A 17,951-nucleotide genomic window follows, 5' to 3' on the forward strand; every position below is an offset into this window, starting at 1 on the left:
GGCATCCGGTCGACGTGATAAACCCCGTGTTGGCCATCAATTGGCGCGGGAACGGGCGCAACTTTCCTCATGCGGAACCTTGCGGTTTCAACAAGGGCACAGGGCGCTGCGGATCGCGTTGATAACAGAAAGAAGGTTTAAAGATGGCAAAGAAGAAGGTCACTGGCCTCATTAAGCTGCAGATCCAGGCTGGTCAGGCTACTCCGGCACCGCCGGTTGGCCCGGCTCTGGGTGCTCACGGTGTGAACATCGTTGAGTTCACCAAGGCCTACAACGCTGCTACCGAGTCCCAGCGCGGCAACATCGTGCCGGTGGAAATCACCGTCTACGAAGACCGTTCCTTCGACTTCAAGCTGAAGACCCCGCCGGCAGCCAAGCTGCTGCTGAAGGCTGCGGGTATTCAGAAGGGCTCCGGCGTTCCGCACACCGACAAGGTCGGTTCCGTTACTTGGGATCAGTGCAAGGAGATTGCAACCACCAAGAAGGAAGACCTGAACGCCAACGACATTGAGGCCGGTGCAGCCATCATCGCTGGTACTGCACGTTCCATGGGCATCACTGTCAAGGACGCTCCGCAGAAGTAATTTTCACTGACCGTGGTAAGGCTACTTGCTTCGCCTGCACCACAACTCCAACAACTCTTTAGATTGGAATAACCATGAGCAAGACCTCTAAGGCATACCGCGCGGCAGCGGAGAAGATCGACGCTGGCCGCCTGTACACCCCGATGGCAGCCGCCAAGGTTGTCAAGGAGACCTCCTCCAAGAACTTCGACGCTACCGTTGATGTTGCTATCCGCCTGGGCGTTGACCCGCGCAAGGCTGATCAGCTGGTTCGCGGCACCGTGTCCCTGCCGAACGGCACGGGTAAGCAGGTTCGCGTTGTCGTCTTCGCTGAGGGCCCGAACGCTACCGCTGCTGAGGAAGCTGGCGCGGACGTCGTTGGCACCGCAGAGCTGATCGAGAAGATCCAGGGCGGCTGGACCGACTTCGACGCTGCTATCGCTACCCCGGATCAGATGGCCAAGGTTGGTCGCGTGGCTCGCGTGCTGGGTCCCCGTGGCCTGATGCCGAACCCGAAGACCGGTACCGTCACCACCGACGTTGCCAAGGCTGTCTCCGAGATCAAGGGCGGTAAGATCTCCTTCCGCGTTGACAAGGCTGCTAACCTGCACGCCATCCTGGGCAAGGCTTCCTTCACTGAGAAGCAGCTGGCTGAGAACTACGGCGCTCTGATCGACGAGCTGCTGCGCCTGAAGCCTTCTTCCGCTAAGGGCCGTTACTTCAAGAAGGTCACCATGGCCTCCACCAACGGCCCGGGTGTTCCGGTGGACAACACCATCGTGAAGGACTTCACCGAAGAGGCTTAAGTCTCGGCGTGATGGGGATCTTCTAGAGTTCATCTAGGGATCTGCTCGCACCCTCGCTGCTTTCGGGCGGCGAGGGTGCTTTTCTATGTCTGTCGCCCGGGGTGGTCCCCTTTGAACAGCGGGTGGATCGGCGAGTCGAACAGCGGGTGGAGCGGCGGGTGGGGCAGCAGTCCACCTACTGTTTGAAAACGATTGCTGGTTCACTATAGTTCTTAATGAAAATTAGACCCATTGCATCTTTAAGGACTTATTCTGGTGCCCGCTTCACCCCTCACAGCCTGTGATCAACGCGGCCATGGCAATGCCCGCCGCCCCGTCGCAGTCCTCGCAGCCGCTTTCCTGACCGCCTTCACTGCGTTCCTTGGTATTGGGGACCTGGGCTTGCAGAGCCTGCCCCAAGCGAAGGCTGATTCTGTCACGCTCGATAAGGGGCATATTGACGCCTTCCACGTCACCTCCTCCGGTTCCGGCAACCTCAAGTTGGATCTGACTGAGGACACTACGGGTTCCCATGTAGCGCGGGATCCGAACAACGTCACCCTCAAAGTCGGTGCAGAGGCGTACGAGCCCCGCACTGAGGACGTTTCCGAGGTCGGAGTGCCGACCTACTACCTTCCGCAGACACAGCAGGAGAACTTGATCTGGCCTGGCTGGGATACGCAGGGTGTTGCCCCTCACTACCAGGGCGTAAACATCAACTTCAACCGGGTGTGCGGCCCAGGCCGAGTGTTTATGTGGAGCCAGGTGAACGGACGCATGGCACCGCTGCTCACGGATGGCATCGAGGTGAAGTCCGGCAATAGCATCAACCAGTCCTACCCGAGCCATGTCCACGCCAACTGGGCCTTCGAGCGCCCCGGCCGTTACTCCATGCAGGTGCAGGCTACCGCGGACGGAGCGAAGTCCGAGGTAAAGACCTACACCTGGGTAGTAGGCAAGTCCGACCAGGATGAAAACGCTGATCAGCCTGCCGAAGGTGCGACCCCATGCGGTAGCGAAGACGCTGCTGGGGGCGGCGGATCGGCTGACGGTGGCAGCACCTCCGGTGGTGCCACAGGCGCAACTGGAGCTAGCAGCGCACAAGGTACGTCGAACAAGTCCACTTCCAACGGCAAGTCCAGCAGCAACTCCACTTCCAACAAGAAATCCGCATCCACCGCCAGCGGCAACAGCACTTCTTCTACTTCGAGTGCAAATGGCAAGTCCGAAGGCTCCGCTACTTGCAAGAAGGGCGAGCCCGCCCTGCGTCCGTTGATCAAGGATGATCGCCAGCAGCCAGCGAAGTGGACCAAGCCCGGTGCGCTGAACTTCGGCCTGGGCTCTGCGGCAAAAACGAATCTGCCGCAGGCCCTCGGGCCGGTCGGCGCTGGCACCGCATGGATGATCGGCGCAACCCAGACCAACGGTGTGCCGTGGGTGGGTGTGAACACCATGCACCCGGATTTGCTGGCCAACACGCAGGGTGATGTCACCTTCGCGCTGACCTCCTTCAGCGGCCCGGGCAGCATGTACGTTTTCGAACAGGGCAACCTCGGCCAGGTCGTGGGCAAGGAATGGTTCAAGGCCAGCGGTGGAAACGCGTCTGGCGCTCACGTCGTCCCGCGCAACTCGCACGTTCACCCGAACTGGGTCTTCTCCAAGCCCGGCACGTACAAGGTAGGCATCACCCAGACCGCCACCACGAAGCAGGGCAAGAAGATCAGTGCTCCTGCCACCCTGACCTTCACCGTCGGGGGCAGCGGCAACGCTAACAGCGGGCACTTCGACTTCGGTGCGGACATCACCACCGACGGTGACTGCGCGTCCGGTGCTGCCGGTGCCGCGGGTGGCGCTGCAGGTGGGGGCGCGGCTGGTGGCGATGCTGGCAGCGCTGCCAACGCCGACGGCTCCCTGGCCGATACTGGTTCCACGTCCGCGATGCTGGCTCTGGCCATTGCCGGCGCGGGCCTGATCGCCCTCGGTGCCGGTGTGATGTACATGCTGCGCACGAATGCCCTGTCTGCGGAGTCTGTGGCTGCTCTCCGGTCGATGACGCCCCCTCGTTCCAAAGGCCCCAAGTTCTAAGAATGGGGCACGCAGTTTCATCTCTTAAGGGGGCTACAAAGCCACTGTGCGCCAACGTCAGCGCAGTGCTGCTTGTCGCCGGCCTGGCCGGATGCACGGTCGCAGACGGTGCAAGCCTGCCGAGCCGTGACGATGGGATCACGGATATCGTGGCCTCCACCCCGATTGTCGCCGATTTGGCGCGCCACGTCGCCGGGGATGCGGCGCGCGTGACTTCGCTGATCCCGAACACTGCGGATCCGCACACCTATGAGCTCACGCTGCGCGACGTGCGCAACCTGGCCAACGCGGACGTGGCCTTCAACAACGGACTGCTGTTGGAGCAGCAGTCCGTGCTGCGCACCATGGACAATGGCGTGCTCCCCGGGGTAGAGGTCGTATCCCTCGCTGATGTTGCTGCAAACCATGGTGCGACGGTCATTCCCCTGGTGGAGAATCTGGCGCTTGATTCGGTCTGGTTGGGCATCCGCGCCCAGGGAATCGGTGCCCGGCACGGCGGATCGTCCCACTCCGAGATGCACCTGAGCGTCACGGACGTGGAGGGGCCGGGCGATGCCGCGGCCTATATCACCGGCACTTTCGGCCAGCCGGAGGTCTTCTTTAACTCCCGCGATGGCTTCGATGCCTCCCGCGGGTACGAGGGCGATACCGCCACGCTGCCGGTCGATGCGCACACCCACATGAGCTGGTCTTTCTCCAAACCCGGCACGTACACCCTGCACCTCCGCGCGTCTTTGGTGCCGGATGTGGGCAAACCACCAGAGCACATTGCGGATCAGACCGTGCGCTTCAATGTGGGCACGGAGGACGGGGCGTCCAAAAAGATAGACAGTGGGCACTACGACATCGCGGTGAACGCCGACGACAACAGCATCAACATCGTTGGCGACGGCGGCACCTTCGACCCCCAGAAAGCCGTGGTCAGTGTGCCTAACCGAACGCTGCAGCCGATCCCGGGCGACCCTAACTACCGTTTTCTGGGCAATGCGGGGGACGAAACCTACCTGCTGCCGCAGGCGGTGCTGGGCAAACACGTCCACGGTGAGCTTGACCCGCACCTGTGGCACAACGCCAAGAATGCGATGGCCTACGTGAAGGTCATCCGTGACAAGCTCATCGGCGTGGATCCGGATCACGCCGCGGAGTATCAGCAAAACGCGCAGAACTACCTGGACGAGCTCGGCCGCCTCGACCGCGAGGTCAAGGGCAAGATCGACACGATCCCCGAGCACCGCCGTCACTTGGTTACTGCCCATGACGGTTACGCCTATTTTGCGGACGCCTACGGCCTGGACATCGCAGGTTTCGTCACCCCGAACCCGGAGATGGAGCCGAGTGCACGGGACATCGTGACCCTCACGCGGACGCTGGAAAACCTCAAAGTCCCAGCGGTGTTTATCGAGCCGACCATGGCGGGCAGAACCCGCGAGCTGCAGCAGATCGCGGATCGGCTGGGAGTGAGCGTGTGCCAGATCCGCAGCGACACTCTGGATGAGAAGGCTCCGACGTACGTGGACCTGATGCGGACCAATGCCGAGTCGATGGCCGAGTGCCTAAGCAGCGCGTAGCCGGGGTACTGGTGCTGACGGACAATCAACGTGACAGCGCGGAAAACAGACGTTTTGAGAAGAACTTTAGAACCAAGCAATTAAAGGAAAACCACAACATGCGAATGACAAAGATCAGGAAGTCCTGCCTGGCCCCCACTGCGGCGGTGCTGCTGGCCGGGGGAGCGGTGGTAGCGGGCGCACCGGTAGTCGGACTGCCGGGCGTGGTGGCACCGGCTCAGGCGCAAGCACAGAGCCAGGGCCAGGAAGACCCGGCGCTGAAGCAGAACGTTAGCGACAAGGAAGAGCACATCCCCGCAGGTACGAAGCACGTGTTCGACCGCGGCCACGCGGATCTGGGCATGCGCCTGGATGGCGGAAAGCTGGACGTGCAGCTGCGTGACGACGCGCAGGAAAAGCCGGTGTGGCGCGTGCTGGACGACGTAGTCTTTGACGTGTCCGACAAGTCCAAGCAGCAGCTGCCCGCCGATGGCGGCTACGAGTTCACGGGTGCGCAGCCGGGCCAGGAGGTCTGGGTTCTGCCGCAGACCGAGGTTCAGGGCGTGCCGTGGCTGGGCTGGAACACGCAATCTCCGGCGCTGATCGCACAGGCCAGCCGAGGCGTGACCATGGAGTACCTCGGCCACCAGGGGCCGGGCCAGATGAGCATGTTCCTACAGGCCGGTGGCTTTGAGAAGCCCCAAGAGCTGTGGAACTCTGCCCAGCCGATCCCGCAGGAGCTGTGGGTAGACCTGAACACGCACACGCACGCGAACTGGGTTTTCACCGAGCCGGGTGTACACCAGGTGGCCATGGGCGTGCGGGTGAAGATGAAGGACGGCTCCGAGAAGACCGTGACGAAGGTCCTGAAGTTCGCCGTGGGCGTGGACCCCGCGCAGGCGCAGAACGCCGCCTGGGAGGGAGACCTGCCGAAGGCCGGTGACGCTGGTTCTTCTAGTGACGCCCGCAACGCCAACGGCAACAACGCCAACAACGCTGCAGATGCGGAGAGCAACAACTCCAACAGTGAGGATTCCCAGGGTGGATCCTCCGCCCTCCCGTGGATCCTCGTCGGCGTGGGCGCGGTCGTCCTCGCTGTGCTGGTCTTTGGCTTCCTTTCCCTACGCAAGGGCGCCAAGGAGCGTAAGCGCATCGAGGACGAACTGTGGGGTCAGCTGAAGTGACCGCACTGCAGATAGCGGATCTGAATGTTCGGCTGGCTGGGCGGCAGATCCTCACCGACGTGAACCTCGAGGCGCGCCCCGGCGAGTTGATTGGTTTGCTGGGCCCCAACGGTGCGGGCAAGACCACCCTAATGCGCAGCATCCTGGGTCTCATCCCGCGCACCAAGGGCAGCATCAAGGCTGCGAGCGTGGGCTACGTTCCCCAGCGCCACGAGTTCGCGTGGGACTATCCGATCGACGTGCGCCACACGGTGCTCAATGGCCGGGCGGGCAGCATCGGGCCGTTCCGACGGTCGCGCCGGGCGGACTTCGCTGCCACGGCGCACGCACTGAAGCGCGTGAACCTGCAGCACTTGGCGGATCGCCCCATCGGGCAGCTGTCCGGTGGCCAAAGGCAGCGCGTCCTGGTGGCTCGCGCCCTGGCGGTGGAGCCGACCCTGCTCCTTCTGGACGAGCCTTTCACCGGCATGGATTTCCCCAGCATCGAAGCGCTGGTGGAGATTCTGCGTTCGCTGGCCGCCGACGGGATGAGCATCCTCATGGTCACCCACGACCTGGCGCAGGCCGTCGACGTATGTGATCGCCTCGTTCTGCTGAACGGTCGCGTCGTGGCCGACGGCGCGCCGGGGGAGCTGCGCAGCCCGGAACCGTGGATGGAGACCTTCGACGTCCACCCAGATTCGCCTCTGCTGCGGGGAGTGGGGTTGGCGCAGTGATTTCTTTCTCCCAGTTCCTGGCTGACCTCAGCAACCCCGCCCTGGCCTTCCTGCCGAAGGCGCTGCTGGTGGCGGTTCTTTCCGCCCTGGTCTGTGGCGTGATCGGCACGCACGTGGTACTCCGCGGCATGGCTTTCATCGGCGATGCTGTCGCGCATGCCGTGTTCCCCGGCCTGGCCATTGCCTTTGCCCTGCAGTTCTCGGTGATCGCCGGCGGTGCGGTGGCTGGTGCCGTGGTGGCTCTTCTAATCGCCCTGTTTTCGCAGCGCAGGCGCGTGAAGGAGGACACCGTCATCGGTATTTTCTTCGCCGCGGCCTTTGCCCTCGGCCTGGTCGTGATCTCTAAGGTGCAGGGCTATACCGCTAGCCTGAATAGCTTCCTCTTCGGCTCTATCACGGGTGTGTCGAACTCCGACATCATCTTCAGCGCCGTCGTGGGGGCGATCGTGATCCTGGCTGTGGCGGCACTGCACAAGGAGATCGTGGCTGTTTCCGTCGACCGCGAGACCGCTGCCGCCATGGGGATCCGCGTGTTGTTGATCGACATTGTGCTGTATCTGGCCGTCACCGCCGCTGTGGTGATGTCGGTGCGCACGGTCGGCAACATCCTGGTTCTCGCGTTGCTCATCACCCCGGCCGCGACCGCGCGACTGTGGACGGACCGCCTGGTCGTCATGATGAGCCTCAGCGCCGTGATCGGCATGGTCGGTTCCTTCGTGGGTGTGTATGTCTCGTGGGCCATCGACGTTCCTACGGGCGCGACGATCGTCCTCGTCCTCACCGTTGTTTTCCTCTTCTCGTTCTTTGTGGCGACGCCAATTCGCGCCGCCAAGCAATCCAACAAACCCTCACAGGTGGTGGCTACTAATGCAGAACAAGCGTGATCCCAGACAGCAGCTCATCGCAGAGCTCAAGCGCAGTCAGAATAAGGCCGAACGGATGCTGCAGGCCTCCAAGGCGATGTTCGCAGTCCTCGGCGTACTTGTGTTGACGGTGGCGTTTGGCGCCTGGGACGGGGCGTCACCACTATCCAGCGACCAGCGCAACGTAGACGTCTTGCAGCGCGCGCAGGCCACACCAACAGGGCATAAGCCTGGTACGACCAGCGACGGGCCGACGGTGGGCAAGGACGTGAAGAACCCGGCCACCGGAAAGACGCACGTTTGTGCGGGCAGGAAGCTGCTGTACAACGCGCACGTGGATGCGATTTACGGAACGTATAACAAGGGTAAGCCGGACGTGATGGTGGTCGATGGGCAGCAGCCCGTGCCCGCCGATGACGTCTGCCTGCGACTGGCGCCCGACGCGATCGACGGCAAGGAGGCCTCCCGCATCAAGGTGCCGAACAAGAAGGCGCTGTCCTTCCTAGGCAAGCCCGGCACGGTGCTGTGGCATGCCCCGCAGAACGCGGACTTCACTAACCAGTGGCGCCCGATCTGGGCGGGCCTGGGAGCTTTTGACGAGGCGCATGAGCTTAAAGTGCCGACGGACTTTGCGGAGCCGAACCTGCACTTCCACATGAAGAAGTTCTCCGGCCCTGGCGACGTGGAGGTTTTCTTCCACAATTCCAGTAGGCCTACCCCGGAGCGCGTGCTGTCCACCAAGGAAGGCCTGAAGAACTACGACTACAAGGTCGGCGGGCACGGGCACTTCGGCTGGACGTTCTCTAAGCCGGGTCTGTATCAGCTGACGATGCAGTGGGACGTCAAGAAGAAGGACGGCTCTACCGTGAAGTCCGCAGCGCGCACCATCAACTGGCTGGTCGGTTCCGACAAGCAGGTCGGCCTGCCGGAGGGGACGACCACGGGGCTGAACAAGATCCAGGAGCCCATCGCGCCACTGGACCAGGGCAAGCCGGGCGATTCGGGGAAGCCGACGGATTCCGCTACTCCGAGCGACGCTGATTCCGGCGACGAGTCGGGTTCTACGGAGGCGACAGAGGGCGAAACCGACGGCGAGGCCGGAGAGGCCGGCGGCGACGACGGCACAGGCTCCACGGACGAGTCGACCGACACGACCGGAACCGAGGAGCCCGGCGAGTCCGCGGAGCCCTCTGAAACGGGATCGGCCCCGACCTGCGAGGCCCCGGCGGATATCCCCGATGAGGATGTGCGTAGCGAAGTCAACGATGCCTTCGGTGAGGGGCAGGGGACTGAGCGTGCCGTGATTCCCAAGGGCCACATGGACATGGGCGTGGGAACCTCGGACGAATCTGACGCGGATCCGCACACCTTCCTGAAGGACGGCGCCGATCCTGCGAATGTGCAGGAGCGCGAGTCCGGCAGCTTCATTTTCCTAGTCAACAGCCCGAAGGCCAAGGTCGGAGTCCCAGAAGAGTACCAGGAGGAACTGGGGGAGACCGGGTATGCGCTCCCGCAGGCGCAACGTGAAAATCCCGATGTTCCGTGGCTGGGCTTTTCCACCGAGCACCTGAACTCGGCTAAGCAGGGCGTGGACGTGACCATCAAGGACTTCGAAGGCCCCGGTCGCATGGTGACCCTGTCGGACAATGGGTTGGGCAGTGTCAGCCTGCGTCTGGATTCCGAGCACCGTGAGCACAAGGTCAGCTATGCGGTTGGAGCGCACGACCACCAGCAGTTCCTCTTCACCAAGCCGGGCGCGTACCGCGTAGTATTCCGCTACCAGGGCACCGCTGTGGACGGCAAGAAGTTCGATAAGGAGCTGGAGACCTTCTTCGTCATCAAGGATTCGTGCGGGGACGATACGGGCAATGGGAAGTCTGGCCTGGAGGAACTCCAGGAGCTGCAGAAGCACCTCGACAGCGAAAACGTCAAGATCGGCAAATACATGGACCAGATCGTCGGCGGGATCGAGGCGCTGCGGGGTAACCGCAAGGCTTCGCAGCAGCCTTCGACCGGCGGCAATTCCGGAGCATCGGCAGTAGGCGCCGCAAACGGTGGCGCCGCCAATGGCGCCTCCAGCGGAACTAGCGGAACCAGCGGAACTAGCGGAACTAGCAATGGTGGCGGGGCCGTCAACGGCGGAAGCGCTAACTCGGGTGGTTCCTCTGCGGCACTTGGCACCGCATCAGATGCTGCGTCCAGTAGTGCGGTGTCCGGTGGCGGGATTTCCGGCGGTGCTTCCGGTGATGTTTCCGGCGGTGGGACCGGCGGAATTGTTGATGACGCCGCAGAGGCCGACGGTGCCGCAGACGTCGCCGGCGATGAAGCTGAAGGCGACGTCGGTGGCGGCGGTATTCGCCGCATCGACGCAGCCGCGCAGGCCGACCCGAACAACAGTGCAGTGGCGCACAGCGAGGATGCTCAGAACGTAGAGACGAAGAATACCGCCAGCGAGTCCTTCCTGGATACCCTCACTAGCGGCGGCTGGACGACCGGCTTCCTGCTGGGACTGGGTCTGATGGGTCTGCTGGGCGGAGCCCTCCTGTTCTTCGTGGCTGCCCGCAACATGCAGCGCGCCCACACTCTGCAGTTGCTGCAGGCCTACCGCGAGATCAGCCGTGATCGTGCGGAACAGGCCTACGCTGAGGGCGCTTATGCCGAGGACGGCTGGGAGGAAGGCCAGGCCTAGGCCCTGAGTGCTCAGGCCTTCCTCACTTAGGCCTTCCGGCCCCGCCGGCCGGGTACTCGGAACTCGCCCATCAACGGCAGCACCATGCTGCGCTTCAGCGGGTTGGCAGTGCGGTAGGCAGCCGGGCCGTCGTCGCCCGGCGCCAATGCCTCTAGGATCAGATCCACCACGCGTGGCGAATACAGCATCGCCAGGTGGCCGGACAGATCGAACGGGTTATCGTCCTGCACACTCAGGTTGCGCACCCGCGCACCGTCGCCGGCTACCATCACCTGCTTCAGTCGGGGCGTCGCAATACCGTCGTATTTTGCGGTGATCATCGTGTAGTCGACCCCGGGCGTGGTATCCCCATCGCGGTTCAAGTGCTCGCCGAACTCGCTGCCGACGCGCTGGTCGATCGCCGCACCGCCCAGGATCTTCTCCAGCGGCCCAGCGAGCTTGTTGCTCGGATCAACCCTTTCGGCCAGCGTCGAGACACCCGACAGGGTGGTCCCGTGATGCGCCGGCCCTACGCCGACAAGGCGATCCACCTTATTGCGCGCGATATCCGCGCGGTCCGCTCCGCCGGAGTCAGACAGATACAGCCGCGCCTGCGCCACGCCCTGCGAGTGGCCGACCAGGTTCACCTTTTGCGCGCCGGTGCGTTCGATGACATCGTCGATAAAGCGTGCGACCTCCAGCTGCGATGAGCGTAAGAAGTTATTCGCGTACACGCCCGGCGCCTTACCCGTCACCGCGTCCCGATCCTTCCCGTAGTTCACGGCAAAAACCGGGTGACCGGCCGCAATGAGGTGCTTGGCCACGTAATCCCACGTGTTATATGCATTGAGCCACGTGCCGTGGATCAGTACGACCGGCGTTCTGCCGTCTAAAGGTGTGTCCCATTTATTGACGCCCTCCGGAAGTGGATTTTCGCGCCACAGGCTGGAAAGGAATTTCGGGATGAATGCGTCCATGACCCCCAAGGGTAATCAAATCGCAGGGCCTAGTTTTGAATTCGAAAGAAATTGGGGCGTGAGGGGGCGTCGATAAAGAAAAACAGCGATTTGGAGAAGGGGTGAGGAGGGGTGTAACCTCCTTCGAGGAAGTTTGACTAGATCAACAACTAGATCAGAAACGTCAAGTTTTCACCGAAGACCGTCGGTCATCACCGCCCGCACAAACCCTCAGGGGGAGCGTGGGCAGGAGATTGAAGGATCATCGTCATAGATGACGGCCCACGCAGGTAACACGATAGACGTTCGGATCGGATTCCAGCCCTAGAAAGCCGGGGATCCTACGAATGCGCCTTGTGCTTCTTGCGTAAAACGCCGGAAACGCAAGGCGCTTTGTCGTTTATGTACAGTGTTGCCCTTCAACAATGATCGTCGGTGGACGTACAGGTAGAACGTACACCGTAAACATCAGGAAGGAGGCGAGAGTATGGCTAATCCGAAGAACACCGCTTCGCTCGCAGAGCTGAAGGCACGCTTCGAGCAGGCACAGTCCACTCTGTTGACCGAGTACCGTGGCCTGTCCGTGGCTGAGACCACCGAGCTGCGTCGCGCTCTGGGTTCGGACGTTACCTACTCCGTCGCCAAGAACACCATGATCAAGCTGGCTGCTCGTGAAGCTGGCATTGAGCTTGATGAGTCCCTGCTGACCGGTCCGACCGCAATCGCATTCGTCCACGGCGAGGCCGTTGACGCTGCGAAGGCCATGAAGGACTTCAGCAAGGATCACAAGAACTTCGTGATCAAGGGTGGCTACATGGACGGTGCCACGATTGATGCAGCTCAGGTTGAGGCAATCGCCGAGCTGGACAATCGCGAAACCACGCTGGCCAAGCTGGCCGGTGCCATGCAGGGTTCCTTGGCAAAGGCCGCAGGCCTGTTCAACGCACCAGCATCCCAGGTTGCACGCCTGGCCGCTGCACTGCAGGAGAAGAAGGAACAGTAAGTTCCTTCCCCGAATACATAAGACATAAAACACTTTGCCGGCCGGGTCGCCAACACTTTCTGGCCCACCGGCGCAACTACGAAAGGATGCCATCATGGCTAAGCTCACCAAGGACGAGCTCATCGAGGCTTTCAAGGAAATGACCCTCATCGAACTGTCTGAGTTCGTTAAGGAATTCGAAGAGGTCTTCGACGTTACCGCTGCTGCTCCGGTTGCTGCTGTTGCAGCTGCTCCGGGCGCTGAGGGTGGCGCTGCTGCTGAGGAGAAGGACGAGTTCGACGTCATTCTGGAGGACGCAGGCGCTAAGAAGATCGGCGTTATTAAGGTTGTCCGCGAGATCGTCTCCGGCCTGGGTCTGAAGGAGGCCAAGGAGCTGGTTGAGGGTGCTCCGAAGGCTCTGCTGGAGGGTGCTTCCAAGGACGACGCTGAGGCTGCTAAGACCAAGCTGGAAGAGGCTGGCGCAAAGGTCTCCCTCAAGTAAGATCGCCTTACTTTCCGCGCACAGCGGCCTAGTGCCGAATGCGTGGGCACAACACACCGCTGGAAATCACATTCTGTGGCTTCCAGCGGTTTTTGTTGTCTTGCTACCCTGGGGTGAAGATTAGATGCCGGGTAGGGTCGGCATGAAAATTTTAAAGACATAGATGGTGGCATTGAAGTGACGAACGAAGACAGCTCCACGAAGGCTCCGATGAAGAGCTCTAACAAAGGTCTTTACCTATTGGGCGCTTTAGGTGCACTGATTGGTTGTGCGTTGATCACTGTGGGCGTCATGCTCCCGAAGGTCGTCGCGAACGACAAAGCGCTACCGCTAGATCTCGCCGCAACGACCATCACCCTCAAGGATCCGGCTGCGGTGATCGGCCCCAACTACCAGGGGCCTAAGGGGAAAGAGGACGTGACGGCGCCGGTTAACCGCCAGTTCAAGATCACCCTGGAAGAACCCGCCACCGAAGACGAGGCAAGTGCCCGCGTCGGCGTGAGTACCGCGCGGACGGATGTCAAGGACGATCTAGAATCCCTGCTGGATGCGCAGGTCTGGAGCTTTACCGTGGATCGCCGGACGGGCGAGGCGAAGGGGGACGCCAAGGTGTCTGACACGCCGGCTACCCCTGCGACCGACGGCGAGATCGCGGGTTACTGGGCTAAGTTCCCTCAGGGAACTGAGAAGCGCACCTACGACTACTTCGATATGACGTTGCGTCGTGCATTGCCTGCCGAATTCACCGGCACGCGCAATGTGACCACCGCCGAGGGCCGCGAGCATGAGCTGTACGTCTTCCGCCAGGAAATCCCAGCGACGTCGGTGGCTAAGGAGTACGCAGGTATCCGCAACACCATCACTGTGGAGGATGAGAACGGCAAGCCACAGCGCGCACAGCTTTTCCACGAAGGGTGGCGCGAGCTGGCGGTGGAGCCGAAGTCTGGCCTGCTGGTGAGCGTGGAGGAGGACGTGAAGGACACCTACCGCGATAGCTCTGGCAAGGACGTGGAAAATCTGCTGAAGTTCCACGGCAAGACCCCGCAGAGTGTAACGCAGTCCATGCTGAACCAGGCCATGGAAGTCAGCGGACAGCGCCACACCGATAAATGGGGGGTTGCATTGATCGTTGCGGGTGTTATTGTGGCAGCAGCATCCGTGGTGCTGGTCGTGTGGAAGACCGCTAAGCGGAGGGCGGAACGCAGGGCTCAGCGGAAGGCTTAATGATAAGCCGCGCAGAGGGCGCTGGGAGGGGGCGCCGGGAGGGGCGCTGGGACTGTGGCGGAAGCCTAGACAATTGAGCAGCCATGCTATAGGATAGTTCGTTGCGCTGGATTTACTTTGTTGAGTTATTTGCTTCAAAGGAACGACTACGGATCTTCGCAGAACCAATGCGAAGGTATTGCGCGTGATGCAGACTTTGCCAAAAGTGCCAAAAAGGCCATTTGACAAGGTCGTTTAGTCGTTTCTACGTGGCGGTGGCTCAGTGGGGGAAATCCAACTAAATCGACCATCACGAGACCGTACACACACAATCAAGACCGTGCACTACAGCTCCACCACGTAGTGCTGGCCGAGGTTGTGCTGGAAGGACCCATCTTGGCAGTCTCCCGCCAGACCAGCTCAGTGGCCGGAATTCCCGGAGCTCCGCAGCGACACAGCTTTGCGAAGATCGACGCTCCGATTGAGGTTCCAGGCCTTCTAGACCTCCAACGAGAGTCCTTCGCTTGGCTCGTCGGCACGCCCGAGTGGCGTGCCCGCGCCCAAGCCGAGGCAGGGGAGGACGTCCGCATTATGAGCGGACTCGAGGAGATTCTCGAGGAGCTTTCTCCGATCGAGGACTACTCCGAGAACATGTCCCTTACCCTGTCCGAGCCCCGCTTTGATGACGTGAAGTCCACCATCGACGAGGCTAAGGATAAGGACATCAACTACGCGGCACCGCTGTACGTGACCGCGGAATTCACCAACTCTATGTCTGGTGAAATTAAGTCCCAGACCGTATTCATCGGCGACTTCCCGATGATGACCGACAAGGGCACGTTCATCATCAACGGCACCGAGCGTGTCGTTGTTTCCCAGCTTGTTCGTTCCCCGGGTGTGTACTTCGACGCATCCATCGACGCATCCACCGAGCGCCCGCTGCACTCCGTGAAGGTTATTCCTTCCCGCGGTGCATGGCTGGAGTTCGACGTGGATAAGCGCGACACCGTTGGTGTGCGTATCGACCGTAAGCGTCGCCAGCCCGTCACCGTGCTGCTGAAGGCGCTGGGTCTGACCACCCAGGAGATTACCGATCGCTTCGGTTTCTCCGAACTGATGATGTCCACCCTGGAAAAGGACGGTGTGGAGAACACCGACGAGGCACTGCTGGAGATTTACCGCAAGCAGCGCCCCGGTGAGTCCCCGACGCGCGATTCTGCCCAGGCCCTGCTGGAAAACTCCTTCTTCAAGGCAAAGCGTTACGACCTGGCCAAGGTCGGCCGTTACAAGATCAACCGCAAGCTCGGCCTCGGCGGTGACAACGATGGCACGATGATCCTGACTGAAGAGGACATCCTGACGACCATCGAGTACCTGGTGCGCCTGCACGCTGGCGAGAAGTCCATGACTTCCCCCGACGGCACTGAGATCCCGATCGATACCGACGACATCGACCACTTCGGCAACCGTCGTCTGCGTACCGTCGGCGAGCTGATCCAGAACCAGGTTCGCGTTGGCCTGTCCCGCATGGAGCGTGTCGTGCGCGAGCGCATGACCACCCAGGATGCGGAATCCATCACCCCGACCTCCCTGATCAACGTTCGCCCGGTTTCCGCGGCGATCCGCGAGTTCTTCGGCACCTCTCAGCTGTCACAGTTCCTGGATCAGAACAACTCTCTGTCCGGCCTGACTCACAAGCGTCGCCTGTCCGCACTGGGTCCGGGTGGCCTGTCCCGTGAGCGCGCGGGCCTGGAAGTCCGCGACGTTCACCCGTCTCACTACGGCCGCATGTGCCCGATTGAGACCCCGGAAGGCCCGAACATTGGTCTGATCGGTTCCCTTTCCTCTTACGCACGCGTGAACCCGTTCGGCTTCATCGAGACCCCGTACCGCAAGGTTGTGGACGGCCAGATCACCGATGAGGTCTACTACTTCACCGCGGACGAAGAGGACCGCCATGTGATCGCTCAGGCGAACACCCCGTTCGACGAGAATCACCGTTTCACCGAGGACCGCATTGAGGTTCGTCTGCGCGGTGGCGACGTGGAGGTCGTCCCGTACACCGAGGTGGACTACATGGACGTCTCGCCACGACAGATGGTTTCCGTGGCAACGGCCATGATTCCGTTCCTCGAGCACGACGATGCTAACCGTGCACTGATGGGTGCGAACATGCAGCGCCAGGCTGTGCCGCTGCTGCGCTCCGAGTCTCCTTACGTGGGCACCGGTATGGAGCTGCGCGCTGCCTACGATGCTGGCGATATGATCATCGCCCCGAAGGCCGGCGTGGTCGAGTACGTCTCCGCCGACTACATCACCGTCATGGACGACGAGGGCGTGCGCGATACCTTCATGCTGCGCAAGTTCGAGCGCACCAACCAGGGCACCTGCTACAACCAGAAGCCGCTGGTGGACGAGGGCGACCGTGTGGAGGCCGGCCAGGTTCTGGCCGACGGCCCGGGCACCGACAACGGCGAGATGGCACTGGGTAAGAACCTGCTGGTTGCCTTCATGCCGTGGGAAGGCCACAACTACGAGGACGCCATCATCCTGAACCAGCGCATGGTTGAGGAAGACGTTCTGACCTCGATCCACATCGAGGAGTACGAGATTGACGCCCGCGACACCAAGCTGGGCCCAGAGGAGATCACCCGCGACATTCCTAACGTGGGCGAGGATGTCCTGGCAGACCTCGACGACCGCGGTATTGTCCGCATCGGCGCCGACGTCCGCGACGGCGACATCCTGGTCGGTAAGGTCACCCCGAAGGGTGAAACCGAGCTGACTCCGGAAGAGCGCCTGCTGCGCGCCATCTTCGGTGAGAAGGCCCGCGAGGTTCGCGATACTTCCATGAAGGTTCCGCACGGCGAGACCGGTAAGGTCATCGGCGTTCGCGTGTTCTCCCGCGAGGACGACGACGATCTGGCCGCGGGCGTTAACGAAATGGTTCGCGTTTACGTCGCTCAGAAGCGCAAGATCCAGGACGGCGATAAGCTCGCCGGCCGCCACGGTAACAAGGGTGTCGTGGGCAAGATTCTGCCGCAGGAGGATATGCCGTTCCTGCCGGACGGTACCCCGATCGACATCATCCTGAACACCCACGGCGTGCCGCGCCGTATGAACATCGGTCAGGTCCTCGAGGTGCACCTGGGCTGGCTGGCTAAGGCCGGCTGGAAGGTAGATACCGAATCCCAGGATCCGAAGATCCAGAAGATGCTGGAGACCCTGCCGGAGGAGCTGTACGACGTTCCGGCGGACTCCCTGACCGCCACCCCGGTGTTCGACGGTGCTTCCAATGCCGAGCTGTCCGGCCTGCTGCGTTCTTCGCTGCCGAACCGCGACGGCGAGCGCCAGGTCGACGATTTCGGTAAGTCCAACCTGATCGATGGCCGTTCCGGCGAGCCCTTCCCGTACCCGGTTTCCGTGGGCTACATGTACATGCTGAAGCTCCACCACCTGGTCGACGAGAAGATCCACGCCCGTTCCACTGGCCCTTACTCCATGATTACCCAGCAGCCGCTGGGTGGTAAGGCACAGTTCGGTGGCCAGCGCTTTGGTGAGATGGAGGTGTGGGCAATGCAGGCATACGGTGCCGCCTACACCCTGCAGGAGCTTCTGACCATCAAGTCTGACGACGTGGTTGGCCGTGTGAAGGTGTACGAGGCGATCGTGAAGGGCGAGAACATCCCGGATCCTGGTATCCCGGAGTCCTTCAAGGTCCTTCTGAAGGAGCTGCAGTCGCTCTGCCTGAACGTTGAGGTTCTGGCAGCCGACGGCACCCCGATGGAGCTGTCCTCCGACGATGACGATGAGCTGGAGAATGCTAACGCAGCTCTGGGCATCAACCTGTCCCGTGACGAGCGTCCGGATGCTGACATGGATGTCAGCTAGGGCGTT

At 61.7% G+C, this 17,951-nt stretch carries 13 protein-coding genes; 12 read left to right on the forward strand and 1 reads right to left on the reverse strand.

Going from position 1 to position 17,951, the window contains the following annotated elements; all coding sequences use genetic code 11:
- The first annotated feature begins 143 nt into the window (after positions 1-143).
- The 8 genes from rplK (at position 144) to CRD15_RS05080 (ending at position 10,432) form a co-directional block, all read left to right on the forward strand.
- A complete protein-coding gene (rplK, locus tag CRD15_RS05045; RefSeq protein ID WP_034971050.1) occupies positions 144-584 on the forward strand; it encodes a 50S ribosomal protein L11 in 441 nt (146 codons plus the stop codon).
- Between the two features lie 74 nt (positions 585-658).
- Complete coding sequence (gene rplA / locus CRD15_RS05050; protein WP_034971051.1) at positions 659-1,369, forward strand: 50S ribosomal protein L1; 711 nt, start codon at positions 659-661, stop codon at positions 1,367-1,369.
- A 255-nt stretch (positions 1,370-1,624) separates the two neighbouring features.
- Complete coding sequence (locus CRD15_RS05055) at positions 1,625-3,433, forward strand: TIGR03773 family transporter-associated surface protein (RefSeq protein WP_187402075.1); 1,809 nt, start codon at positions 1,625-1,627, stop codon at positions 3,431-3,433.
- A gap of 2 nt (positions 3,434-3,435) precedes the next feature.
- A complete protein-coding gene (locus tag CRD15_RS05060; RefSeq protein WP_237744583.1) occupies positions 3,436-5,001 on the forward strand; it encodes an anchored repeat ABC transporter, substrate-binding protein in 1,566 nt (521 codons plus the stop codon).
- 104 nt (positions 5,002-5,105) lie between these two features.
- Positions 5,106-6,164 (forward strand): choice-of-anchor M domain-containing protein, encoded by a 1,059-nt coding sequence (locus CRD15_RS05065; protein ID WP_255463748.1) that lies wholly within the window; start codon positions 5,106-5,108, stop codon positions 6,162-6,164.
- Positions 6,161-6,880, forward strand: a complete 720-nt coding sequence (locus tag CRD15_RS05070; protein WP_034971053.1) for an anchored repeat-type ABC transporter ATP-binding subunit — start codon at positions 6,161-6,163, stop codon at positions 6,878-6,880. Before CRD15_RS05065 ends, CRD15_RS05070 begins: the two co-directional genes overlap by 4 nt.
- On the forward strand, positions 6,877-7,764 hold the full coding sequence (locus CRD15_RS05075) for an anchored repeat-type ABC transporter permease subunit (protein WP_034971054.1): 888 nt from the start codon (positions 6,877-6,879) through the stop codon (positions 7,762-7,764). Before CRD15_RS05070 ends, CRD15_RS05075 begins: the two co-directional genes overlap by 4 nt.
- Positions 7,748-10,432 (forward strand): choice-of-anchor M domain-containing protein, encoded by a 2,685-nt coding sequence (locus CRD15_RS05080; protein WP_187402077.1) that lies wholly within the window; start codon positions 7,748-7,750, stop codon positions 10,430-10,432. Before CRD15_RS05075 ends, CRD15_RS05080 begins: the two co-directional genes overlap by 17 nt.
- 26 nt (positions 10,433-10,458) lie before the next feature.
- Here CRD15_RS05080 and CRD15_RS05085 read toward each other — a convergent pair whose 3' ends face one another.
- Entirely contained in the window at positions 10,459-11,388 is a 930-nt protein-coding gene (locus CRD15_RS05085; RefSeq protein ID WP_187402078.1) for a triacylglycerol lipase, read from the reverse strand.
- A 466-nt stretch (positions 11,389-11,854) separates the two neighbouring features.
- Between CRD15_RS05085 and rplJ the strand changes: the two genes are divergently transcribed.
- The 4 genes from rplJ to CRD15_RS05105 all read left to right on the forward strand — a co-directional run bounded on the left by rplJ (position 11,855) and on the right by CRD15_RS05105 (position 17,945).
- The gene (gene rplJ / locus CRD15_RS05090; protein ID WP_034971057.1) at positions 11,855-12,370 is read left to right on the forward strand and encodes a 50S ribosomal protein L10; all 516 of its coding nucleotides are present in this window, start codon (positions 11,855-11,857) and stop codon (positions 12,368-12,370) included.
- A gap of 94 nt (positions 12,371-12,464) precedes the next feature.
- Positions 12,465-12,851: a 50S ribosomal protein L7/L12 gene (rplL, locus tag CRD15_RS05095; protein ID WP_034971058.1), complete on the forward strand. Its 387-nt coding sequence runs from the start codon at positions 12,465-12,467 to the stop codon at positions 12,849-12,851.
- Positions 12,852-13,028: 177 nt separating this feature from the next.
- Positions 13,029-14,075 (forward strand): DUF3068 domain-containing protein, encoded by a 1,047-nt coding sequence (locus tag CRD15_RS05100; RefSeq protein WP_370546824.1) that lies wholly within the window; start codon positions 13,029-13,031, stop codon positions 14,073-14,075.
- 357 nt (positions 14,076-14,432) lie between these two features.
- A complete protein-coding gene (locus tag CRD15_RS05105; RefSeq protein WP_034971303.1) occupies positions 14,433-17,945 on the forward strand; it encodes a DNA-directed RNA polymerase subunit beta in 3,513 nt (1,170 codons plus the stop codon).
- The last annotated feature ends 6 nt before the right edge of the window (positions 17,946-17,951 follow it).

The organism is Corynebacterium sp. LK28 (assembly GCF_014335105.1).
Lineage (GTDB): Bacteria > Actinomycetota > Actinomycetes > Mycobacteriales > Mycobacteriaceae > Corynebacterium > Corynebacterium macclintockiae.

Bases quoted from the DNA above. Each gene is read 5' to 3' on its own strand.
- CRD15_RS05060 (WP_237744583.1), top strand. From the start codon at position 3,436: ATGGGGCACGCAGTTTCATCTCTTAAGGGGGCTACAAAGCCACTGTGC.
- rplL (WP_034971058.1), top strand. From the start codon at position 12,465: ATGGCTAAGCTCACCAAGGACGAGCTCATCGAGGCTTTCAAGGAAATG.
- rplJ (WP_034971057.1), top strand. From the start codon at position 11,855: ATGGCTAATCCGAAGAACACCGCTTCGCTCGCAGAGCTGAAGGCACGC.
- CRD15_RS05080 (WP_187402077.1), top strand. From the start codon at position 7,748: ATGCAGAACAAGCGTGATCCCAGACAGCAGCTCATCGCAGAGCTCAAG.
- CRD15_RS05065 (WP_255463748.1), top strand. From the start codon at position 5,106: ATGACAAAGATCAGGAAGTCCTGCCTGGCCCCCACTGCGGCGGTGCTG.
- rplA (WP_034971051.1), top strand. From the start codon at position 659: ATGAGCAAGACCTCTAAGGCATACCGCGCGGCAGCGGAGAAGATCGAC.
- CRD15_RS05085 (WP_187402078.1), bottom strand. From the start codon at position 11,388: ATGGACGCATTCATCCCGAAATTCCTTTCCAGCCTGTGGCGCGAAAAT.
- rplK (WP_034971050.1), top strand. From the start codon at position 144: ATGGCAAAGAAGAAGGTCACTGGCCTCATTAAGCTGCAGATCCAGGCT.